This is a genomic window from Macrococcus hajekii, from assembly GCF_004359505.1.
GTDB lineage: Bacteria > Bacillota > Bacilli > Staphylococcales > Staphylococcaceae > Macrococcus > Macrococcus hajekii.
Window position 1 is genome coordinate 73,559 of record NZ_SCWE01000001.1, and the last position, 21,205, is coordinate 94,763.

At 40.7% G+C, this 21,205-nt stretch carries 24 protein-coding genes and 1 riboswitch; of the genes, 16 read left to right on the forward strand and 8 right to left on the reverse strand.

All coding sequences use genetic code 11. The annotated features are described in order from the left end of the window. Positions 1 to 10: 10 nt before the first annotated feature. The gene (gene menE / locus ERX37_RS00500; protein ID WP_165981926.1) at positions 11 to 1,396 is read left to right on the forward strand and encodes an o-succinylbenzoate--CoA ligase; all 1,386 of its coding nucleotides are present in this window, start codon (positions 11 to 13) and stop codon (positions 1,394 to 1,396) included. Further along, positions 1,386 to 2,351, forward strand: a complete 966-nt coding sequence (locus ERX37_RS00505) for an enolase C-terminal domain-like protein (RefSeq protein ID WP_133428690.1) — start codon at positions 1,386 to 1,388, stop codon at positions 2,349 to 2,351. Before menE ends, ERX37_RS00505 begins: the two co-directional genes overlap by 11 nt. A gap of 609 nt (positions 2,352 to 2,960) precedes the next feature. Here ERX37_RS00505 and yidD read toward each other — a convergent pair. Further along, a complete protein-coding gene (gene yidD, locus ERX37_RS00510) occupies positions 2,961 to 3,185 on the reverse strand; it encodes a membrane protein insertion efficiency factor YidD (RefSeq protein WP_133428691.1) in 225 nt (74 codons plus the stop codon). A 111-nt stretch (positions 3,186 to 3,296) separates the two neighbouring features. Here yidD and ERX37_RS00515 point away from each other — a divergent pair, with 111 nt between their 5' ends. Beyond that, a complete protein-coding gene (locus ERX37_RS00515; protein ID WP_133428692.1) occupies positions 3,297 to 3,752 on the forward strand; it encodes an NUDIX domain-containing protein in 456 nt (151 codons plus the stop codon). Further along, positions 3,728 to 4,486 (forward strand): alpha/beta hydrolase family protein, encoded by a 759-nt coding sequence (locus ERX37_RS00520; protein ID WP_133428693.1) that lies wholly within the window; start codon positions 3,728 to 3,730, stop codon positions 4,484 to 4,486. The genes ERX37_RS00515 and ERX37_RS00520 overlap by 25 nt, the downstream gene beginning before the upstream one ends. A gap of 47 nt (positions 4,487 to 4,533) precedes the next feature. Here ERX37_RS00520 and pckA read toward each other — a convergent pair whose 3' ends face one another. Continuing rightward, positions 4,534 to 6,117, reverse strand: coding sequence for a phosphoenolpyruvate carboxykinase (ATP) (gene pckA, locus ERX37_RS00525; protein WP_133428694.1), 1,584 nt, complete (start codon positions 6,115 to 6,117; stop codon positions 4,534 to 4,536). Positions 6,118 to 6,305: 188 nt separating this feature from the next. Continuing rightward, positions 6,306 to 6,405, forward strand: a riboswitch (SAM riboswitch). 104 nt (positions 6,406 to 6,509) lie between these two features. Between pckA and metK the strand changes: the two genes are divergently transcribed. From metK to ERX37_RS00540, 3 genes are all read left to right on the forward strand, one after another. Next, positions 6,510 to 7,703 (forward strand): methionine adenosyltransferase, encoded by a 1,194-nt coding sequence (metK, locus tag ERX37_RS00530; protein ID WP_133428695.1) that lies wholly within the window; start codon positions 6,510 to 6,512, stop codon positions 7,701 to 7,703. Positions 7,704 to 7,840: 137 nt separating this feature from the next. After that, positions 7,841 to 8,758: a nuclease-related domain-containing protein gene (locus tag ERX37_RS00535; RefSeq protein WP_133428696.1), complete on the forward strand. Its 918-nt coding sequence runs from the start codon at positions 7,841 to 7,843 to the stop codon at positions 8,756 to 8,758. Between the two features lie 118 nt (positions 8,759 to 8,876). Further along, on the forward strand, positions 8,877 to 9,719 hold the full coding sequence (locus tag ERX37_RS00540; RefSeq protein ID WP_133428697.1) for an aldo/keto reductase: 843 nt from the start codon (positions 8,877 to 8,879) through the stop codon (positions 9,717 to 9,719). A gap of 41 nt (positions 9,720 to 9,760) precedes the next feature. On the opposite strand, the gene ERX37_RS11375 is transcribed toward ERX37_RS00540, so the two are convergent. After that, on the reverse strand, positions 9,761 to 9,934 hold the full coding sequence (locus ERX37_RS11375) for a hypothetical protein (protein WP_165981927.1): 174 nt from the start codon (positions 9,932 to 9,934) through the stop codon (positions 9,761 to 9,763). A gap of 157 nt (positions 9,935 to 10,091) precedes the next feature. Between ERX37_RS11375 and ERX37_RS00545 the strand changes: the two genes are divergently transcribed. Further along, positions 10,092 to 11,321: an aminoacyltransferase gene (locus tag ERX37_RS00545; RefSeq protein ID WP_133428698.1), complete on the forward strand. Its 1,230-nt coding sequence runs from the start codon at positions 10,092 to 10,094 to the stop codon at positions 11,319 to 11,321. A gap of 118 nt (positions 11,322 to 11,439) precedes the next feature. On the opposite strand, the gene ERX37_RS00550 is transcribed toward ERX37_RS00545, so the two are convergent. The 4 genes from ERX37_RS00550 to ERX37_RS00565 all read right to left on the reverse strand — a co-directional run bounded on the left by ERX37_RS00550 (position 11,440) and on the right by ERX37_RS00565 (position 14,186). Continuing rightward, positions 11,440 to 13,101 (reverse strand): 5'-nucleotidase C-terminal domain-containing protein, encoded by a 1,662-nt coding sequence (locus tag ERX37_RS00550; protein ID WP_306440577.1) that lies wholly within the window; start codon positions 13,099 to 13,101, stop codon positions 11,440 to 11,442. A 94-nt stretch (positions 13,102 to 13,195) separates the two neighbouring features. After that, on the reverse strand, positions 13,196 to 13,510 hold the full coding sequence (locus ERX37_RS00555; protein ID WP_133428699.1) for a fluoride efflux transporter FluC: 315 nt from the start codon (positions 13,508 to 13,510) through the stop codon (positions 13,196 to 13,198). Then, positions 13,504 to 13,851, reverse strand: a complete 348-nt coding sequence (locus tag ERX37_RS00560) for a fluoride efflux transporter FluC (protein WP_133428700.1) — start codon at positions 13,849 to 13,851, stop codon at positions 13,504 to 13,506. The genes ERX37_RS00555 and ERX37_RS00560 overlap by 7 nt, the downstream gene beginning before the upstream one ends. Before the next feature lie 41 nt (positions 13,852 to 13,892). After that, a complete protein-coding gene (locus tag ERX37_RS00565; RefSeq protein ID WP_133428701.1) occupies positions 13,893 to 14,186 on the reverse strand; it encodes a hypothetical protein in 294 nt (97 codons plus the stop codon). Positions 14,187 to 14,299: 113 nt separating this feature from the next. Here ERX37_RS00565 and ERX37_RS00570 point away from each other — a divergent pair, with 113 nt between their 5' ends. The 4 genes from ERX37_RS00570 to ERX37_RS00585 all read left to right on the forward strand — a co-directional run bounded on the left by ERX37_RS00570 (position 14,300) and on the right by ERX37_RS00585 (position 17,659). Continuing rightward, a complete protein-coding gene (locus ERX37_RS00570) occupies positions 14,300 to 15,010 on the forward strand; it encodes a transaldolase (RefSeq protein ID WP_133428702.1) in 711 nt (236 codons plus the stop codon). 136 nt (positions 15,011 to 15,146) lie between these two features. Continuing rightward, the gene (locus ERX37_RS00575) at positions 15,147 to 15,998 is read left to right on the forward strand and encodes a helix-turn-helix domain-containing protein (protein ID WP_133428703.1); all 852 of its coding nucleotides are present in this window, start codon (positions 15,147 to 15,149) and stop codon (positions 15,996 to 15,998) included. 246 nt (positions 15,999 to 16,244) lie between these two features. After that, on the forward strand, positions 16,245 to 17,102 hold the full coding sequence (locus tag ERX37_RS00580; protein WP_133428704.1) for an N-acetylglucosaminidase: 858 nt from the start codon (positions 16,245 to 16,247) through the stop codon (positions 17,100 to 17,102). Between the two features lie 17 nt (positions 17,103 to 17,119). After that, positions 17,120 to 17,659: a hypothetical protein gene (locus ERX37_RS00585; protein ID WP_133428705.1), complete on the forward strand. Its 540-nt coding sequence runs from the start codon at positions 17,120 to 17,122 to the stop codon at positions 17,657 to 17,659. A 33-nt stretch (positions 17,660 to 17,692) separates the two neighbouring features. Here the strand turns inward: ERX37_RS00585 and ERX37_RS00590 are convergent, their stop codons facing one another. Next, positions 17,693 to 18,886 carry an amidohydrolase gene (locus tag ERX37_RS00590; protein ID WP_133428706.1) on the reverse strand — a complete coding sequence of 398 codons (1,194 nt, stop codon included), beginning with the start codon at positions 18,884 to 18,886 and terminating at the stop codon, positions 17,693 to 17,695. A 135-nt stretch (positions 18,887 to 19,021) separates the two neighbouring features. Between ERX37_RS00590 and ERX37_RS00595 the strand changes: the two genes are divergently transcribed. From ERX37_RS00595 to ERX37_RS00610, 4 genes are all read left to right on the forward strand, one after another. Next, entirely contained in the window at positions 19,022 to 19,372 is a 351-nt protein-coding gene (locus ERX37_RS00595; protein ID WP_133428707.1) for a TIGR04104 family putative zinc finger protein, read from the forward strand. Positions 19,373 to 19,450: 78 nt separating this feature from the next. Further along, complete coding sequence (locus ERX37_RS00600) at positions 19,451 to 19,996, forward strand: DUF805 domain-containing protein (protein WP_133428708.1); 546 nt, start codon at positions 19,451 to 19,453, stop codon at positions 19,994 to 19,996. Next, positions 19,997 to 20,569 (forward strand): DUF805 domain-containing protein, encoded by a 573-nt coding sequence (locus ERX37_RS00605; RefSeq protein ID WP_133428709.1) that lies wholly within the window; start codon positions 19,997 to 19,999, stop codon positions 20,567 to 20,569. Between the two features lie 177 nt (positions 20,570 to 20,746). Then, positions 20,747 to 21,040 carry a hypothetical protein gene (locus tag ERX37_RS00610; RefSeq protein WP_133428710.1) on the forward strand — a complete coding sequence of 98 codons (294 nt, stop codon included), beginning with the start codon at positions 20,747 to 20,749 and terminating at the stop codon, positions 21,038 to 21,040. Positions 21,041 to 21,205: the final 165 nt, after the last annotated feature.

Genomic DNA, 21,205 nt, shown 5'->3' on the forward strand with positions numbered 1-21,205 from the left:
GAGAAGGTCAGTGCAACATAACTTAGCCGTACAGGCACTTAAACGTCCCGATGATATCGCTATACAATTTAACGACAGCACGCTGACCTTTCAGGCACTATACGAAAAAGCAAGTGCTGTCAGCGATCAGCTGCTCGAAATGAATCTCCCGTCAAGAATTGCTATTCAGCCTGACAATCAGCTGAATTCAGTGATTATCATTCATGGGCTTATCCTTGCGCATATTGAGATGGTGATGGTCAACAAGCATCTGACAGAACACGAAGTGAAGCGTCAGCTTGATTCCATCGATGTATCTATCATTATTACAGAGAATAACTATACGTCCCTCAGCTGTATAATGCCGGAGACATTATTTGCAGGTGCAGCAGATAGAACGGCAGTGACGACTTATAATCCTGAGGATATCCTGTCCATTATGTTCACGTCAGGTACTACAGGCGTACAAAAGGCAGTCCCTCATACATTCCGCAACCATATCGCAAGTGCAGAGCGCTGCAAAGAGAGCTTTCCATATGATTCAGAGTCGAAATGGCTGTTAGTTCTGCCGCTTTATCATATATCAGGACTCAGTGTACTGCTGAGAAGTGTAATAGAAGGTTTTACGGTTATATTGTTTGAGAAATTTGACGCTGAAGCAATCATCCAGTCTATCCAAGAGGACGGTGTGACACATATTTCGCTGGTCCCTCAGACACTTGAATGGTTACTCGCTGCCGACCTTGAACGACACAAGCTTCAAGGGTTGCTGATTGGTGGTGCAAAACTGGATGCCAGAACGCTGGAAGAATGTCTAAAGCGTGAACTGCCAGTCTATACTTCATTTGGTATGACTGAGACCGCGTCACAATTTATCACTGCATCGCCTGACGATATGATCAATCATCCGAACTCAGTGGGGCCGGTGACCGATGACATCAAAGTAGCAGCACCGCTCAACGGAGCAGGTGAGATATTAGTACGGGGTGGCAATGTGATGGAAGGTTATCTTTATCCTGAGGAGGCGAATCAAGTTGCATTTTCGGATGACTTCTTTATGACAGGTGATATCGGGCAGGTGAAGAACGGTTATCTCTACGTTCTGGATCGCCGCAAAGACTTGATTATATCTGGCGGAGAAAATATTTATCCCAGTGAGATTGAACAATTAGTGCTTAGTATCCCTGATGTTAGTGCCTGTTCAGTGGTCGGCATTCCAGATGAGAAATGGGGAGAAGTACCGGCACTTGTCTACGAAAGTGACAATGAGCATGATAGACAGATTGATGAAGTCCTGCAGAATATTGCCAAGTATAAGCGGCCAGTGCTATACAAACGTATATCAGAACTGCAGCGCACGAGTAATGGCAAAATCTCACGACATCGTGTGAAGGAGTGGCTGCTAAATGAGATTTAGTAATCTGAAGTGCTTCACCTTCACTGCACCCTTCAAAACACCGATCCGGACAGTGAAAGCAGATATGACGGAACGTAAAGTTTTGATTATATCACTTGAAGTGGACGGCGAAACTTACTATGCAGAATCGAATGCTTTTGAGACAGATTGGTATCACGAGGAAACGATTGAATCTGTACATGCAGCAGTTAAGAAAATCTTTGCAGCTATTAAAGATAAAGAATGGACTGATTATACTACACTCGGCAGCATACTCGCATACTATCGCAGTACACCCCATGCGATAGCTTTATTTGACTATATCGGTTGGCAGAGTCTGAATGACTGTAAACCTGTTACTGTCCCGCTTGGCTATACACTTCATCCAGGACAGCAGCTTGAACTTCAGAATCGTGTGAAGCTCAAGTGGCATGATGATATTGTGAATGAGATTAAAAAAATAAGACTGCAATACGCAGATATCAAAATCGTAGTAGATGCAAACGGAAGTTTATCAGAAGATGATGTACCCACACTTGAAGCAATGGCTGATGATGTCGATTATTTCGAGGAACTTTTCAGTGATATCGCACTCTATGCAAAGTATAGCCACCTGCCCCTTGCAATTGATGAATCAGCAACGAACATCGAGGCTATTATTCGTTACTACGGCGTCGGAGTGAGGATCATTGTTGCTAAATATGCGCGACTCGGTGGTGGTTATCCGATCAAGGCGATCAAAGAAGCCATTCCTGATATGAGGATTATCGCAGGGGGGATGTATGAGTTTGGTTTAAGCAAGTACTTCACCGCACAATTAGCCGCTGAATTTGGTACCATACCGGACCTGACGCCACGAGGCACGTACTTCAGTGAAGATTATGCAACATACGAAGAAATAATAGAGAATGGTCAGCTGATGATGACATATCCAGTTGTTGATGTCACAAAACTGCAGGAGATTATAAATAAGTAAGATGATTGAATATATTACCAATAATTGATAAAATTAGAGGTGATGATTGCAAGAATATCAAATTTACTTTTTTCGTCTGTTCACTTATTCTATTTATGGCAACAGCTGCCATTTAGTTAGTATTTGTGCCTCCTTTCTCAGAAGTGGAAGGAGCGAGTTCGTTGGGACAAATCTATGTTTTTCTTCCGTCTTTCCTAATATATCTCATCCTATTTCCATTAATATGGATTTTACTTGTCATCTATCTAGTTAAGCAAAAACATACAACTACAAATGATTATTTTTTTGCTTTAGTCGCCTTTATTGTGCCGTTCATTTTCTGTATTTTACTTTTCGTCATGAAAGTGATGATATCATACTGGATTATTTTCGGAGTTATGAACTTAGCCACTATTTTAATGAGTGTTATTTCATACAGAATGTATAAAGAGCACCTGGCTTAGCAAGTAATGCTTTATGTAAACTTTTATTCATATTAAAAAATTGAATGCGAATCGTCATATCCAGGAATAAAAATAAGCTCTGTTCTCTTTTTGGGGACAGAGCTTATTTTTATGTTGGAAAAGGGGTAGATAAACTTAATTTAAATACCACTTTACACTCTAATCTCTATTCATCTTTCTTCGGTGGTACTGGATCAAAGCCGCCCGGGTGGAAGGGGTGACATTTCAGGATGCGGACTGTTGTTAAGTAGCTGCCTTTTAAAGCGCCATGTGTTTCAATGGCTTCCATACCGTACTGCGAACAGGTTGGATGAAAACGACATGTTGGAGGGGTCATCGGTGATATATAGTTGCGATAAAACCGGATAATGGCAAGTAGGATTGTTTTCATTTTAAGCTCCTTCGTTAATCGTTGTATTTATTATAGTGCAGTTGATCCGACTTTTCAGTTCTGGTGCTTATATATGATAAACTGATAAAAAGACTTAGAGCGAGGTAGTGTATGGAATTTAGAGATGTTGAAGGCAATCAGGTGATACTGAAAAAGGATGAACCCGTGCATCATCATGTGCTGATTATCCCTTTTGTAGAAGGCGATTATCTGCTGACTCATCATAAAGAGCGGGGGATTGAATTTCCGGGCGGTAAACGTGAGGCAGGAGAGTCAGCAGTTGAAGCGGCACATCGGGAATTATTTGAAGAGACGGGTGCAACAGGCGAGCTGAAATATATTACGAGTTACACGGTGATGACGGATCCGCCTTTTACTAAAGATGTATTTAAAGCAGTGATTGATCATATCTCACCTCAGACTCATTATCATGAAACAGCCGGACCGATTATTGTCAGCAACTTAGATGATATTGATGAAAGTGAACAAAGCAGATTGCTTAAAGATGCATGTATTCAGTATATTGTAAGGGAGATGATAGCATGTGGCTCAGCAAAACAAGAGTAGCAGCTGATTATTTTGATCATCCGTTTTATGAAGTGACGTATCAGTCAGATGAGCTTGAAGTGAAAGCAATGCTGCTGGATACAGCGGAACCAGAACGAATTGTCATCTATCTACGAGGTGGCAAGGGCGGTGTAGGTATGGTGCGTCCAGTTCGACTCATGCAGTTTGCAGGTCCGAAGACACTGGTTGTCGGTCCTTATTACCGGGGTACGAATGGAAATGGTAAAGATGAGTTTGGTGGAGCGGATCTGGAAGATGTCCGTGCACTTGTACGTGAACTGAGAAATCAGCACGGATTAATACCGATGCATTTAGTCGGTTTCTCACGCGGTGGAATTCAAGGGTTACTGACGTATCAGGATGTGGATGCGACTTCTTTCATTATATGGGGTGGCGTCAGCGATATTTATTATATGTATGAAGAACGAGAAGATTTACGCGGCATGATGAAGCGGCTAATTGGCAAACCAGGGCAGAATGAGAGTGAATATGATAAACGTAATGGCTATAGGCATGTCACTCGTAATAGTCCACCCGTTATGATTATTCATGGCACAGAGGATATGCATGTCAGTATAAAACATGCGTATATACTGGAAGAACGACTGAAAGAATTAAATGTCCCTTATGAAATGCATATTTACGAAGGGGAGGCCCATACCTTTATACCGCCGAAAGAACGTGAAATATTACAGAAAGTTCAAGCATGGATGGATAAGGTGGAAGATCAATAACATGAAAAAAACAGCTGAAATCTTTTGATTTCAGCTGTTTTTATATCTTAGCCTCTGTACTTGAATCCACCTTTTTCTTCGATTTCAGGTGATTCAAATTGTTTGAAGTTGTCCTGGAACATAAGTGCCAGTTTATGTGCTGTTTCGTCATAAGCATCATCTGATATCCATGTATTACGAGGCATTAATAGTTCAGTAGGTACGCCTGGTACGTGTGTCGGGATGTTCAAGCCGAAGACATCATCCTGAACATATTCAGCATCTTCCAGTGCACCGCTGATGGCACGACGGACCATGGAGCGTGTATATTTCAGATTCATACGGCTGCCGACCCCATATTCGCCGCCTGTCCAGCCTGTATTGACAAGATAGACTTTAACGTTATGCTTGTCGATCAGTTCACCCAGCATATTGGCATAAACAGTCGCATGAAGCGGCAGGAATGGCGAACCGAAACATGTTGAGAAGACAGGTTGTGGACTTGTAACGCCACGCTCTGTTCCAGCAAGTTTTGATGTGAATCCGCTTAAGAAATGGTACATCGCCTGATCTTTTGTCAGTTTTGAGATAGGAGGGAGTACGCCGAACGCATCAGCTGTTAAGAAAATGATCGTCTTAGCATGTCCTGCGTATGATGGCAGAACAATATTATCGATATTGTCAATCGGATAGGCTGCACGTGTATTTTCTGTCAATGATTTATCAGAGTAGTCAGGTGTACCGTCTTCTTCGATTTTCACATTTTCTAAAATGGCTCCATAACGGATCGCATCATAGATTTGTGGTTCTTTTTCACGAGTTAAATCGATTGTTTTAGCATAACAGCCACCTTCGATATTGAAGACGCCGTCGTCATTCCAGCCATGCTCATCGTCACCGATCAGCTTACGCTGTGGATCAGCTGATAACGTTGTTTTACCTGTACCTGATAAACCGAAGAATAAGGCAACGTCTTTATTTTCACCGACGTTTGCAGAACAGTGCATACTCATGATACCTTGTACAGGTAAGTAGTAGTTCATGACACCGAAGATACCTTTTTTCATTTCGCCGGCATATTCAGTGCCACCGATCAGAATGATTTTATGTTTGAAGCTTGTAATGATAAATGTCTCTGTCTTTGTACCATCAACAGCTGGGTCAGCTTTGAAGTGAGGTGCAGAGATAATTGTGAATTCAGGATCAATCGCCAGTCCTTCTTCTTTTGTTTCAGGACGGATGAACATCGTGTGGGCAAACATATTATGCCATGCGAGTTCGTTGATGACACGCAGCTTTAATTGAGATGATTTACTTGCACCCGCATAACCATTGAAGACATATACTTTTTCTTTATCATTTAGATAGTTAAGGACTTTATCTGTTAACTTCAGGAAGACTTCTTCTTCGATCGGTTGATTGACTTTACCCCAGTCAATCTTATCTTCAGTATCAGCTTCGCGCACGATAAAACGGTCTTTAGGCGAACGACCTGTATATTTGCCTGTCTCAGTGCGTACAGCACCTGCTTCAGTCAATTGACCTTCATTATTGTCAAGAATTTCAGTGATGAGCTGTGTGCGAGAAAGTTGGTTTAAAGTAGACGGTTTCTGCAGCAATTCATTGACTTGTTTCGTGTAATTTTCACTCATGAAATAATCCCCCGTTTATTAATTTTGATGCTTGTGTAAGCATTTTCACTCACTAGTATAGCATAATGAAAAAGAGATGCCATCAAGCATCATGAATGTTTGAAAATTCATAAAAGTTTTTCATGTTTTATTTAATCCAAACATGTTGACTCTTTACAATAAGTTTAGTATTATCTTACTTGCGGATTCTCTTATCCAGAGTGGTGGAGGGACATGGACCCTTTGAAGCCCAGCAACCTTTTAAGTAAGGTGCCAAACCGTTTGCAGATTATTTCTGAACGATAAGAGTGAATGGACTTGAATTTATTTAAGCCTTCTCTCTTAACTGTAGGGGAAGGCTTTTTTCTATGGATTGAACCGTAACGACATTGATATATAAAAGGAGAATGACAATGGCAGATCGTAAATTATTTACCTCTGAATCAGTAACAGAAGGACATCCGGATAAAATCGCTGACCAGATTTCTGATGCAATATTAGATGCAATTTTGACAGGAGACCCGAAAGCGCGTGTTGCCTGTGAAACATCTGTAACAACAGGTATGGCCTTAATCGCTGGTGAAATTACAACTTCTACTTATGTAGATATCCCTAAAGTCGTACGTGAAACAGTTAAGGAAATCGGTTATACACGTGCAAAATTCGGTTATGACTTTCAGACGATGGCTGTCTTAACAGCTATCGATGAGCAGTCACCTGATATCGCGCAAGGTGTTGACCGCGCGCTGGAAGACCGTGAAGATTTATCAGACTCAGACATCGAATCAATCGGTGCGGGTGACCAAGGTCTGATGTTCGGTTATGCATGTAATGAGACAGAAAGCTTGATGCCCCTTCCAATTTCACTTGCACATGAACTTGCACGTCGCTTAACAGAAGTTCGTAAGAATGAAACACTTGATTACTTGCGTCCGGATGGTAAAACTCAGGTGACTGTTGAGTATGATGAAAATAATGTGCCTAAACGTATTGATACAATCGTTATTTCTTCACAGCATCATGAGAAAGTTGAACTTGAACAGATTCAGGCTGACATTAAAGAACATGTCATCAAACCGGTTGTGCCAGCTGATTTAATCGATGAAGAAACAAAATACTTCATCAATCCGACTGGCCGTTTCGTTATCGGAGGTCCTCAAGGAGATGCAGGTCTGACTGGCCGTAAAATCATCGTTGATACTTACGGTGGTTATGCACGTCATGGTGGTGGTGCATTCTCAGGTAAAGATGCAACTAAAGTAGACCGTTCAGGTGCTTATGCTGCTCGTTACGTAGCGAAAAACTTAGTAGCAGCAGGTCTCGCTGATAAAGCAGAAGTGCAAGTTGCCTACGCAATCGGTGTTGCCCATCCGGTTTCAATTTCAGTAGATACATTCGGTACAAGCGAACATTCTGAAGTTGAACTTGTTGAAGCAATCCGTCATACATTTGACTTACGTCCGGCAGGCATTATTAAGATGCTTGACCTCCGTCGCCCGATCTACAAGCAGACAGCAGCGTACGGTCACTTCGGTCGTACAGATGTTGAACTGCCATGGGAACAGACTGACAAAGTGGATGCACTTAAAGCAGCGTTACAGAAATAAGATAGAGAAGACAGGGGGCAATAGACCCTGTCTTATTTTTTTGAGAAAATATGACACTAATTTATTAGGAAAAATTACTGAAGTTCCAGCTTAACTCCTTTATAATAGGACTAAGACATTAAAGAAGGAGAGTATATATGGACTTATCACAACTGACACCGCTTCATTATGGTTTAATCGCGCTTGGTGTACTGGCGCTGCTATTTTTAATTCTCTGGCTGCTGTCAGCATCGAAGCGTAAACGCGAGCAGGAAGCACTCCGTCTGCAGCATGAAAGAGAACGGGAGTCACTCGCTGTATCACTTGAGGAGCAGGCAGAGCAGAAACGTCAGGAGCAGGCTGAACAGTTCTCGAGAGAACGTCATGCTCTGAACGATGAACTGTCTAAGCAATCAACGAAGATCGACAGTCTGAAATTATTATCAAAAGATGGCGGTGAATATCTCACAGACTTTACCCTCATTCAATTGAAAGAGCGTCTTGTCAGAAATGAACGTATTCGCCCTGAAGATATGCATGTACTTGCCAATATCTTTTTACCTGGTCGTGATCTGAAGCGTACTGAGCGCCTTTCCCATCTCGTGATGACACGTACAGGCGTTTATCTGCTGGATTCTCATTACTGGAAAGGTCACATCTACCATGGTGTCGATCAGTCACAGTTCTCTGTTGATCCAATGTTCGAACATGTGTTCAATTTACTGGACCTTGATAAATATATCGAGCAGTCCATCGCCATGGAGCGTGATGAAGAGCGCGACATTGTTTACTTCAAATCCTTGAAACATAATATTGAAGACTTGAAACGTCGAGCTGAATTGCTGCAGGAAACCTTGAACTTAAAATATCCAGTCACTCCTATTATGTACTTCAATAAAGAGGGACATGATGCAGGAACAATGGATAACTATTCACGCGATAAAAACGTAAAAGTTATTGTCGGTGAAGAAGAACTTGAAACATTCTTTGAAAAATATGTTTTCCATGGTCGCTTCCAGTATTCGATTGAGGAACTGGCAGGTATGCTGGATGACATTGAGCATTTGAATCCGTAATCAGTGGGGGGTCTTAGGACCTCTCTTTTTTATGGTTACATACTTCAAGGCAGATGATACGTATAGTTAAAATAGATAAGGGTATAATAAAAATATCTAATTTAAAGGAGTGATGACAATGGAACAAGTAGTGACATTTCATAACGGCAATACAATGCCTAAAGTGGGTCTCGGTACATTCCGAGTAGAGGAAGGACAGCAGCTTGTAGAAGCGGTGAAGCATGCGATTGTCTCTGGCTACAGAAGTATTGATACAGCACGTATCTATGATAATGAGAAATCAGTAGGTGAAGGTATCCGTCAAGGTATTGAAGCAGCGGGCATTTCTCGTAGCGATCTCTTCATTACGACTAAGCTCTGGCTGGATGATTTCGGTTATGAGTCAGCACTTGAAGCATATCAGGCTTCTCTGGACAGACTTGGACTGGACTACGTCGATTTGTATTTACTGCACTGGCCGGGTACTGATGAGCAGTTATACTTCGATAGCTGGAAAGCACTTGAGAAATTATATAATGACGGCAAAGTTCGTAATATTGGTGTCAGCAACTTTGCAATTCAGCATTTTGAGCGTTTACTCGAAGTCGCGTCTGTTAAACCAGTGATCAACCAAGTTGAATTTACACCTTACTTGAATCAAAAAGAGTTACGCGATTATATGAAAGAGAAGTTTATCGTCGCAGAATCGTGGTCTCCACTGATGAATGGAGAAATTCTGACAAATGAAGTAGTGATGAATATTGCAGAGAAGCATGGTAAATCACCTGCTCAAATTATTATTCGCTGGAACATTGAGAATGATGTGGTCATCATTCCGAAATCAGTGACACCTGAACGTATTGAAGAAAACTTGAATGTTTATGACTTCGAACTGACGAAGGAAGACCACTATGAGCTTGATCAGCTGAATGAAGACCGTCGTGTCGGTCCGGATCCAGCTGACTATAACGGCAATAACTAAATAAAAAATAAAAATCGAAGTGAATCATTTCACTTCGATTTTTATTTGTCTCCGTCGATAGAAGGTTCTCTTTTGATACTATCTTCGCCGTTTGGCACTACATTTTCAGGTGCTTGCTTCGTTAATTTAAAACCATCCTGATACTCAATACCTTCATTTTCAATATGTTCATCTAGTTCACGTAACGTTTGTTCATGTCTCGTTTCTTCAGTCATTTTCACCACTCCTAAAGTTCTTGATATAAAGTTCTACCCTTTTTAACGGAAAGTTATCATTAAAACCGTCATTTAAGAAAGTAAAATGCATAAAAAGGAATTTTATGGTAGTATGAATACAAATAGATAAAATTTTCCATAAAGGTAAGGTGTTATTATGATTTTCTGTGAGTTAAATCCTGATGAATATGAGTGGTTCGTGAATGAACATTTCAGTCATTATACACAATCGCGTGTACATTATGACTATAGAGCGAAAAAGAGTGAGGTTTATCTGGTCGGAGTCAAGGAAAATGGTCAGCTTCTGGCAGCTTGTTTACTTACGGGTGCGCGTGCCATGAAGCTCTTCACGTACTTTTACTCTCATCGTGGTCCTGTTATGGATTATAATAACCGGGAACTTGTTCAATTTTTCTATACTGAACTTAACCGTTTCCTGAAACAGAAAAAGGGCTTATTTGTGCGAGTTGATCCCCATATTATAGTGAACCATCGTAATCATGACGGAGAAGTGATTGAACATCATGATTTGAGTGACTTTATCAATCAGATGGAATCGTTAGGTTACCATCATCAAGGATTTCCTGAAGGCTACTCGATGGATACACAGGCTCGATTTCTATCGGTTCTTCAACTTGAAGGTAAATCAGAAGAGCAGCTCTTAAAGGAAATGGAGTACAAGACTCGGCGTAATATCAATAAAACATTGGAGATGGGGGTGCAGCTGAGAGATTTATCAATAGATGAGACAGATAAATTTTTCAGGCTGTTCCAGATAGCTGAGAATAAGCATGGCTTTACATTTAGGGATTATGATTATTTCGTCAGAATGCAGAAGACTTATGGCAACCAGTGCAGGCTCGTACTCAGCTATATCGACTTGAATGATTATTTGAGTCGATTAAATGATGATCTTAAAGAGAAGACAGTCATGCTTGATGAAGCAAGTGAACAGCTGAAAGAAAATCCGGATTACCGTAAACTGAAAAATAAAGTGAAAGAACTTGAAAAAACAGTCGCTAACTTGAACAGTAAAATAAAAGAGACCGAACAACTTAAGTCAGCAGAGGGTGACATCCTGGAACTGGCCAGTGCACTTTATATTCATAACGCCCATGAACTCTATTACTTATCAAGTGGCTCTAATCCGAAATATAATCAGTTTATGGGACCTTATAATATGATGTGGCAGATGATTCAATACGCGAAGTCACTCGGCGTGAAGACTTATAATTTTTACGGAGTCAGTGGAATATTTACTGAAGATGCACCGGATTATGGAGTACTGAAATTCAAGAAAGGCTTCAATGCAGTAGTTGAGGAGTACGTAGGGGACTTTGATAAACCTTTAAGACCTGTACTCTATAAATTGTATTCTAAAATCTGATGGGTGTTTGCTTGATGATAGGATTTCGAATGATCATTTTTAATGCTGATATACAAAAAAAGCTCCACGTGACGCGGAAACTGAATTTCCGCGTCACATGGGCTTCTTTAATTCAATACTATGCTGCTTTAACGATTGATTGAACAGCTTGACGTTCTACAATACGAACGGGTTCTGTTGTATTATATTTGGTCATATCTGCTGTCTTCAAGTAGTTGGCGAAGACAGTATCAAGTGATGGACCTTCTTCACGTGGGCCACCTAACATAGAATAGCCGTCTCCACCTGCTGCTGTGAAGTCATTTGTCACAACGTTATAAGTTTTGTTCATATCGAGTGCTACAAATTGTTTCAAGTTACGGTCAAAGACTTGGATATCATAGACACGTTCCCCGGCAGGTTTTGATAAGTCGTAGAAGACACGGATTGACTCTGAAGCGTGCAGGAATCCGCCATTAGCACTCAGCTGCTTTTTACCGTCTTTTTCAATAACGGGTGCACTTAATGAATGTTCGAACATCGCTTTAACATTTGCGCCAGATACCTGAATCTGAGTGATACGGTTACCGAAAGGCAGCACCTTGATAATATCGCCCATCGTTACGTCTTTGTTGCCTTCGATGCTCGCACGGATTCCTCCGCCATTTGTTACAGCGAAGTCACCTTGACTAGCGAAACCAGTATTAGAATATGCTTCCATTGCATCTGTAATGGCATTACCAAGATTAGTTTCTCTAGTACGAACGTAATCACGTTCACCATTTAAGTTGACCGGATTGTGGAAAACGACTTGAGAAGTCAACTTGTCGAAGTTAGCCTTTGCATTCTGTACAATTGAAGTGATAGCAGGGTCACCTGTCAGATTAGCCGTCTCAGCTTCAGTGATCATCTCAGCTTTCTTAACTGATCCGTCCAGTGTATAAGTCAATTTGCCGATATTAGCTAAAGCGGTACCCGTCTGGGCAAGCACTGTGTTGTCTTTAACAATACCATTCTCAATGACTGAATGTGAATGGCCATCGAGCACAATGATAGTCTCCTTATGGAATGCCTTGTTCTTTGCAAGCTGGTCAGTAAGGTATGAGCTGCGCCAGATTTCTTTTGTCGCAGGATCAATGCCTAAGTGACTCAGAATGATAAAAGTATCTACGTGACCTTTCAGTCTGCGCATCTCAGCCAGAACAGATGGAAGCGGGTCGCGGAATGTGACACCGGCAATGTTGTTTGGATGTGTCTTAGTAGCTGTTTCAGGTGTCGTCACACCGATGACACCGAAACGGATACCGTCTTTTTTGATGATAGTGGATGGCTGATAAACTGGTTTGCCATCTTTGTAGATATTAGAGCTTAAAATAGGGAAATTAAGTAATTCTTTATAACGCATCGCCTGATCGAAGCCGAAATCAAATTCATGATTGCCGACCGTCATTGCATCATAACCGACTGCATTCATCGCTTCAGCCATATCTTCACCTTTTGAATAGTTGGAGATAGGAAGTCCCTGGAATGCGTCACCTGAGTCAAACATTAAAGTAGGCTGTTCCATATCTTTCACAGTCTTCACTTTTGCCATGCCGATGACACGGCCAGGCTCGGCCTCTAAGCGACCATGAATATCATTTGTATGGAGAATGCTGATTTCCTTTGATGTATTGAATTTAGCCGGCTTTCCGTGAGCTTTAGCTTTACCATGTGGATGTTCAGCAGCTGACACACTCTGTGCTGAAAGAACCATCGCTATCATCATTAAAAAAGCAAGAAACACATTGAGTCTTTTCACTTATATAATCCTCCTGAGAATAATATGTTTACTTCACTATCATAAATGATATGAGAACATTATTTGATAAAATTGAAGAAAAATTAAATAAAATTTACAAAATTAACACACCTGCAAGAAAACTGAGAGGCGGCAGTAAAGCGGACAGTCCGATATAGACAAGAGCAGCGCGTTTATCCTGACTGAAAAGTGTAACGCTTTCGAGCGCAAAAGTTGAGAAGGTCGTAAATCCCCCCATCATACCAGTACCGAAGAAAAGGAAACTGTCTTCAAGGTGACTGAATAGACCGAGTAAAAATGAGCCTGATACATTGATAAAGAGTGTCATCCATGGAAAGCGGCCATTAAACTGACTCAGAAAAACACGCAGACAAGCACCCACCATGGCGCCCATTCCCACCATTACCATAAAGTCTGACCTCCCTTAATGCCTGCATAGCTAAATAAAAGACCGAACAGGAATGTAGTGACAACATAGGACAGTCCTAGCGCCAGCTGATTCTCGAGCAGGTGAATACTCTCCATACTGAACGTAGAAAAAGTAGTGAAGCTACCCAGCAGACCTGAAGTCAGACCTGTTTTCAGTAAATTATCCTTAAAAGGATAGCTGGACAGAAGCCCGAGTAAAAAAGCACCGACTACATTTACAAATAGAGTACCGATGTATGAATGATCACCCGCCATCAGTGAGATACCATAGCGTGCGGAAGCACCGACAAACGCAAAAAGAGCAATATATAAATACTTCATCACAAAACCTCCATAAAAAAAGACTGTACATATGTACAATCTTAAAGAATACCGAACAAACGCATACCGCTGTAGAGATGGTAGAGAATCACGGCAAGAATGACAAACTGCCAGACTTTAGCCGCTTTATTGTACTGATAACTCGGATATTTCATGGAGCGGGCCAGCGTCAGAACACTGATGATCATTAAGATGGCATTAACAAGTCCTGAGAACAGAATGATAGATGTAACAGAACCGAACAGCTGATTCAGCAGAGGATTTTTTACGCTGAGCAGCATGCTGAGAAAGACGAGAATAACTGATATAAAGAAATAACGACGAGATTGATTCATAAGCGCCTCCAGAGATAGTATAAAGCTATTTTATCACACAGCATCTTACTTGTATTTGTATTTTATAACGGATATAGTGAGGTGGAATGAAGTCCATTGAGGAGGAAATAATGATGAAAGACTTAAATGTAGAAGTATTCGCAGATGGTGCAGATATCGAACAGATGAAATCAGCTTACAACAATAAAGAAGTGGATGGTTTTACGACGAACCCATCACTGATGGCTAAAGCAGGTATTAAGGATTATAAACAATTCGCTGAAGATGCAGTTAAAGCCATTCCTGATGCATCCATTTCATTTGAAGTATTCGCAGATGATATGGAGACGATGCGTAAAGAAGCAGAAATTCTGATGAACTATGGTCAGAACGTCTTCGTCAAAATTCCAGTCGTCAACACAAAAGGTGAATCACTGATTCCGTTGATCAAAGAATTATCAGCTGAAAATGTACAATTAAATGTGACAGCTGTCTATACCATTGAACAAGTCAAAGAAATCGTAGACGCAGTCAAAGAAGGCGTACCTACATACGTATCAGTATTCGCAGGACGTATTGCTGACACAGGCGTAGATCCAATGCCACTGATGAAAGAAGCGGTTGAAGTCTGTCACAGTAAAGAGGGCGTGAAATTACTCTGGGCGAGCTGTCGTGAACTATACAATGTCATTCAGGCAGACGAAATCGGCTGTGACATTATCACTTGCCCTGGTGACGTCGTGAAAAAATTACCGAACATTGGTCGTGATATCAACGAATTATCAGTCGATACAGTCAAAGGATTTGCTAAAGATATCAAGACAAGTGGACTCGCAATCCTATAAGATTCAAACTTCCTCATAGAATGAGGAAGTTTTTTAATGAAAAAAACATAATTTTTCCATTATGATATATTGCATATCAGTTATGAGTGAGGTATATTATTAATAATACGATATATTACACGGAAGGAGGAATAATGTGGCATCAAAGATCGGAGATAAAGTATTATCTAGAAGAAAAGAACTTAAAATGACACAAGCCGATCTTGCCAAAAATATCTGTACTCAGAGCCAGGTCAGCAGGATTGAAAAAAATGAAATTATGCCGAGCTCAGACACACTGTATCAGATAGCATGTCGTTTAAATGTCAGCATGGATTACTTCTTCGGAGTAGAACCTGTCAACAACACGATACGCGGCAAGAAAATCTGTGAAGACTATCTGGAATCAAAAGATTTTGAAACATTGGAAGTTTTCGTAGATGCACAACTTCAGACAGTACTGACAGAATACGAACACCGTTACCTGACATGGGTAAAAGCAGTATGTGCCGGTTATACAAAACCAGATCTCAGACTCGCAATTAAAACATTGGAAGATTTGCTGGAAAATCCTATAAAATATCAGGATTATGAGTTAGAAGCAAGTATTCATAACTCACTGGCTATTTTTTATCGAAAGACAAAAGAAGCAGATAAAGCAGAAACACAGATTAGAAAAGCTAGATATATTATCAATGAAAATCATTTATTCAATGAGACAGCAGCAAAAATTTACTATCAATATGCGACTTTTCTAGTATCGGAAGAAAAATATGAAGAATGCTTAGATATTGCTGATGAAGGTATAGAGATTTGTATTAAATACAATATTTTGTTTCTTCTTGATAATTTGATTTATCTGGCTTGTGGTTCTAAACAAGAACTAGATATTATTTCGCAGAGAGATCGTGATTTATGTGCAGTAGGCTACGGTCTTGCAAAAATGAAGAATAATACTGTGTTAATTGATTTATATGAACAAGAATTAAAAAAATATAATTTATTATAATTAGGAGGAAATACAAATGAAAAAAAATCTTTCAAAAGTACTTTTAACTTTCTCTACAATGGCTATACTTTTCGGATTCGCCGGACCATCATTACACCATAATTTAGATCCATTATATGCATTTAAAGTAGATATCGACGTTCACTAGCCCTTATCTTCTCTAACCGGACTCTTATTTAGGAGTTCGGTTTTTTTATATGCTTTTTTTGGGTATGATAGGAAAGACTGAATTTAGGGAGGGTTATTTTGGCGACTAAGCGAACTTCGATTAAAAGGCTTGAACTACGGAATAAGCTCATTCTGATTGGCATCTTGCTGTTGATTGGTTTTGCAATCTATCTATTAATACAGATTTCTCGTACTGCGATGGAGGAGAAATTCAAGGATCAGCGCGTGACGGTTCAGTACACGTATAAAGAAGCATTGAAACGTCAGATGAATGCTGATGCGGTAGCTTCTGATGGAACGAGCTGGCATGATGCAACGCTTAAAGATGTTGAGCGATACTTGAACCCTGATTCTTTCTACCATCATGCAGAACAGAAGTATCAGTTTCTTAATCTGCGCAAGTCTCAGAATATTAGTGCTGATAAGCTGAATCTATTACTGAAAGGGAAAGGAATTCTCGAAAATCAGGGTCAGGCTTTTCACGATGCAGCACGGGAGGCTGATGTGAACGAGATTTATTTGATTAGTCATGCCTTACTTGAGACAGGTAAAGGTCGTAGTGAGCTGGCTAAAGGCATTAAAGTGAATGGTAAAGGGAAAATCGACTCGCAAGGCACCCCTTACTATAACTTCTACGGCGTCGGTGCCTACGATCATGCGCCAGTGGCTGAAGGCGCTAGATATGCTCAGCAGCAGAACTGGGATACTCCTGAGAAGGCGATTCAGGGAGGCGCTCAGTTTATTGCGGATGAGTACTTATCCCGTGAGAATCAGTATACGCTATACACGATGCGGTTTAATCCGGTAGACCCTGGCAGACATCAATATGCAACAGATGTGATGTGGGCCCATCATAATGCAAGACAGATGGCGCAATATTATCGTCAGCTAGGCATTGAAGGACAGTTCTTTACGCGTCATTATTATAAAAAGTAGTTGAAGGAAGTGACGCATTGAATTATTTAATCTTCTTGATTGTGGCAGCAGAAATGGGTTTCTGGCTGCTGATTTTACTCGGTCTTTATTTTAGATATAAACTTCATAAACCGAAACTCAGTCTGGTATTTTTCATCATGGCGCCTATTGTTGATGTGCTCCTCTTGATTGCGACAGCACTGGATATCAAAAGAGGAGGAACAGTAGGTCTCGCGCATGCATTATCAGCTATCTATATCGGCTTTTCAGTCGGTTTCGGCAGAAATCTGATTGCTAAAGCAGATGTCATGTATAGGGAGTATATCTTGAAAGAGAATGTCCCCTCTGAAAAACTATATGGCAAAGAACACCGTAAAAAATATTTCGAGGGCACGATCCGGCACCTTATTACTTACTTGGTCGGCGCGGGTTTAATGTACGCATTTATCGTATATGTCGGAGATGCTGATAAGACAAGACTCTTCAGCATGATCATTAAAGGATGGACTGTTATATTAGTGATTGATATTCTGATTAATCTCTCATATGTTATTCACCCTAAAAAAAGAAAATCATAACAAAGGATAAATGCCTCTGTTATGATTTTTTTGTTATTTTTCTAGACGGTTGATGACGATATCGCCCATTGATTTCGCACAGATTAACAGTGCTTTTTCGTTCACATCGAATTTCGGGTGATGGTTCGGATAAGGCGTCTCAACACCCTCAGGCTTGGCACCGACGATATAGAAGTTACCAGGTGTCTTAGTCAGATAGTAAGCGAAGTCTTCAGAACCTGATAAAGGTTTACCTTCAGTAACTGTATCGAAGTAAGTGCCTTCCTGCTTCGTCAGAATCTCTCTGATGGCCTGTGTCTGTTCTGGATAGTTATAGAGGACAGGGTAATCATACTTATAATCAAGGTCAACTTCGACACCGTAGCCTGCGACAACACCATCGACTAACTTCTTGATTTCATTATATACAGGAACACGACTGTCTTCATTCAGGTATCTCGCTGTACCGCGCAGCGTCACTTTATCCTGAATGACATTGTAGCCGCCGGGCGCTTCAAATGCACCGACAGTTACAACCACAGCTTCAAGTGGATCCATTCTTCGCGACACAACCGTCTGCAGCTGCATCACGAGCGAAGCGCCTGCTACTAATGCATCATTTGCTGTCTGTGGAATTGCAGCGTGTCCGCCTTTGCCCTGAATCGTAATGTCAAAATTAGAACGACCTGCATAAGACTCCTTCTCGTGCAGTTCAATATGACCAAGATCAACGAACGGGAAGACATGAATACCATAAACTTCATCCAGATTATCCAGCACCCCTGACTCGACGATACCTTTAGCGCCACCTGGGGGTACTTCTTCAGCATGCTGATGGATGACTCTGACAGTACCTGCAAGCTCTGATTTCAGTTCAGCGAGTGACTCAGCGAGAATGAGCATATAGGCAGTATGAGCATCATGACCACAGGCATGCATGATACCTTCATTCTGAGAGGCGAACTCAAGTTCAGTCTCTTCATTGATCGGCAGCGCATCGAAATCGGCACGAATACCAATCGTACGACCCGGTCTATCCCCTTTAATATCGACCACCACTGCATGACCACCACCGACATCAGTCAGTACATCAACATCTAACTCCTTATAGAAATCCTGGATATATCGAGCAGTCTCCACTTCATTGAATGACAGCTCAGGATGCTGGTGCAGATGACGTCTAATATCAATCATGCGCTGTTCCTTTTCTTCAAGCTTCTTGAACAACTGTTCTTGTAAACTAGACATAATATAACCTCCTTGTAAAATGACTTAACTTAATTTTATCGTAAACCAGTGGATAGATGTTGCGGGAAGATTAGAATATAAAATGTATATAAATACCATACATGTTATAATAGAGTAAATAGAGGAGGCGGTGTCATGAGATGTAAAAACTGTGGTTATTATTTTTCATATAAAGAAAAGCTGAAATTAACGTGGGGCTTAACATTTAACAATGAAGTCCAGTGTCCGGATTGTGGCAAGACACATTATCTCTCTCAGAAATCGCTCGCTATGTCATACCTGATTTTATTACTGATGGAAGTCGTGCTCATTCTGGGAATTAATCTCTTTGATATCGGAATAGAGGGCTTATTTGCAGGATTAATCATAGCAACGCTGCTTCTCTTTTTCCTATTTCCATTCACAATGAAAATTGTAGAACAACCAGATGGACTACTTGAACGACAGTTCAGAGAGATGGAGAACAAGAAATTAAAGGGTAAATAGATTATTACAAATTTAAGGAAACTTTAAGGTAAATGGAAATCCTCTTATGTTACGATTGATATAAAGGAGAGAGGCAATATGACTTTAATAGAAGCATACAAACGTTACTGGAAGAAAGCATTCGTCATGAAAGGTCGTGCAAGAAGGAAGGAATACTGGAGTGCGACATTGTTTACGGCGCTGATTAGTATTGTAATAGGTATTATCTTCGCATTTGTGGATTCTGCACTAGGCTATGAGCTCGATACGTCAGCATGGGCACCCTCTGATACAGCGAACGCTATATGGGGACTCATCAACATTGTACCCTCATTCACTGTTACAGCACGACGACTGCAAGATATCAATATCAACGGCTGGTGGAGTATTGTTCCACATTTCGGCTGGCTGCTCGTGGTCATAGGTGCCATTGCTGCATTCATGTTACTTGGAGCAGCAGGGATTGCTGATCCAGCTAACCTAGGAACATGGCTCGTTATCGTCGGCATCCTGTTCTTTATCATGATTATCGTCGCCATCGTCTTCTTCGTCTTCGCGGTACTGGACAGTAAACCAGGACCCAATAAATACGGAGAAGATCCTAAGAGAGATGAACGCTACTACTATCCTGAGGAGGAATTATAGATGACATTTATGGAAGCATACAAACGATACTGGAAAAAAGCCTTTGTCATGAGAGGGCGGGCAAGACGAAAAGAGTACTGGGTGCCGCAGTTGTTTAATCTGATTATCGCTCTTATCTTAATGCTAATCTTTTCATTTGTTGATAGAGCAATGGGTTATAGTATAGACACAATGGCGAGTGATCAACTAACAGCTTCTGCATTTACGAAACCATCCGATATAGCAAACTGGATCTGGTCACTCATTATCCTGATTCCGAGCTTTACAGTTCTCGCAAGAAGATTACAGGATATCAACATCAATGGATGGTGGGCACTTGTATCTTATATTGGTGGAACAGTGATTGGAATAGGAATGATTTTTGCTTTAGTGATGATGATGGCTTCTGGTGCATCGGATTTTGCATCAATTGGCCTGATATTCTTTGGTGGACTTGCTTTACTCCTTATTATGGCTATCGTTTTCTTTGTCTTCACGGTTATGGACAGTAAACCTGGACCGAATAAATACGGAGAAGATCCGAAGAGAAATGAACGTTATTACTATAATGACACTTACGAGGGAAATGAATAGAGTGATCTGTTTTTAATCTTTTTTGGTGCAATGATTTTATTGTAGATGGATAAAATTAAGAGAGAGTTAACTAAAAGGGAAATGATAATAATTGATCTCATTGCAGATAGTGGAAAGCACACTCAATCATTCAAACAGTATCTAATTGATACTGTTTTTTTTAATTAGGAGGAGAAAATGACACATTATTTATATATAGCAGCATCAGGAAAACTGGATAAGGCATTCACTCAATACGGGACAGATGTAAGAGAGTACAGGATGGAAGCAGGAGCGAATTTATATCGTTTCCAATATCAACTGAACTATGAGCCGGACGTCATGACGTTGAATGAGGTGTTGGAACTGATTAGAGAACATCTGAGAAAAAATCCATATGACATTGTTGAACTTACTCATGGACTAAGCAGTGATAGATATCCCTGTATAGTTGAGTCAAAGGCGTCCATGGACATCAATGAGTTACTGTAAATGTGCTGAAGGAACTTGAGACAGATTGAATGATAGAGGTGAGCAATCTGATTGAGTTATCAATTACCTATTAATTGATATTCAGCTTTTCATGATGAAACGAACCACGATAACAGCATCTAAAAGGATGCTGTTTTTTTATGTAAGAATAATGAGCATTCATTA

Coding starts and splice junctions, on each gene's coding strand:
- ERX37_RS00505 (WP_133428690.1), top strand. CDS start 1,386: ATGAGATTTAGTAATCTGAAGTGCTTCACCTTCACTGCACCCTTCAAA.
- yidD (WP_133428691.1), bottom strand. CDS start 3,185: ATGAAAACAATCCTACTTGCCATTATCCGGTTTTATCGCAACTATATA.
- ERX37_RS00515 (WP_133428692.1), top strand. CDS start 3,297: ATGGAATTTAGAGATGTTGAAGGCAATCAGGTGATACTGAAAAAGGAT.
- ERX37_RS00520 (WP_133428693.1), top strand. CDS start 3,728: ATGTGGCTCAGCAAAACAAGAGTAGCAGCTGATTATTTTGATCATCCG.
- pckA (WP_133428694.1), bottom strand. CDS start 6,117: ATGAGTGAAAATTACACGAAACAAGTCAATGAATTGCTGCAGAAACCG.
- metK (WP_133428695.1), top strand. CDS start 6,510: ATGGCAGATCGTAAATTATTTACCTCTGAATCAGTAACAGAAGGACAT.
- ERX37_RS00535 (WP_133428696.1), top strand. CDS start 7,841: ATGGACTTATCACAACTGACACCGCTTCATTATGGTTTAATCGCGCTT.
- ERX37_RS00540 (WP_133428697.1), top strand. CDS start 8,877: ATGGAACAAGTAGTGACATTTCATAACGGCAATACAATGCCTAAAGTG.
- ERX37_RS11375 (WP_165981927.1), bottom strand. CDS start 9,934: ATGACTGAAGAAACGAGACATGAACAAACGTTACGTGAACTAGATGAA.
- ERX37_RS00545 (WP_133428698.1), top strand. CDS start 10,092: ATGATTTTCTGTGAGTTAAATCCTGATGAATATGAGTGGTTCGTGAAT.
- ERX37_RS00555 (WP_133428699.1), bottom strand. CDS start 13,510: ATGGTAATGGTGGGAATGGGCGCCATGGTGGGTGCTTGTCTGCGTGTT.
- ERX37_RS00560 (WP_133428700.1), bottom strand. CDS start 13,851: ATGAAGTATTTATATATTGCTCTTTTTGCGTTTGTCGGTGCTTCCGCA.
- ERX37_RS00565 (WP_133428701.1), bottom strand. CDS start 14,186: ATGAATCAATCTCGTCGTTATTTCTTTATATCAGTTATTCTCGTCTTT.
- ERX37_RS00570 (WP_133428702.1), top strand. CDS start 14,300: ATGAAAGACTTAAATGTAGAAGTATTCGCAGATGGTGCAGATATCGAA.
- ERX37_RS00590 (WP_133428706.1), bottom strand. CDS start 18,886: ATGTCTAGTTTACAAGAACAGTTGTTCAAGAAGCTTGAAGAAAAGGAA.
- ERX37_RS00595 (WP_133428707.1), top strand. CDS start 19,022: ATGAGATGTAAAAACTGTGGTTATTATTTTTCATATAAAGAAAAGCTG.
- ERX37_RS00600 (WP_133428708.1), top strand. CDS start 19,451: ATGACTTTAATAGAAGCATACAAACGTTACTGGAAGAAAGCATTCGTC.
- ERX37_RS00605 (WP_133428709.1), top strand. CDS start 19,997: ATGACATTTATGGAAGCATACAAACGATACTGGAAAAAAGCCTTTGTC.
- ERX37_RS00610 (WP_133428710.1), top strand. CDS start 20,747: ATGACACATTATTTATATATAGCAGCATCAGGAAAACTGGATAAGGCA.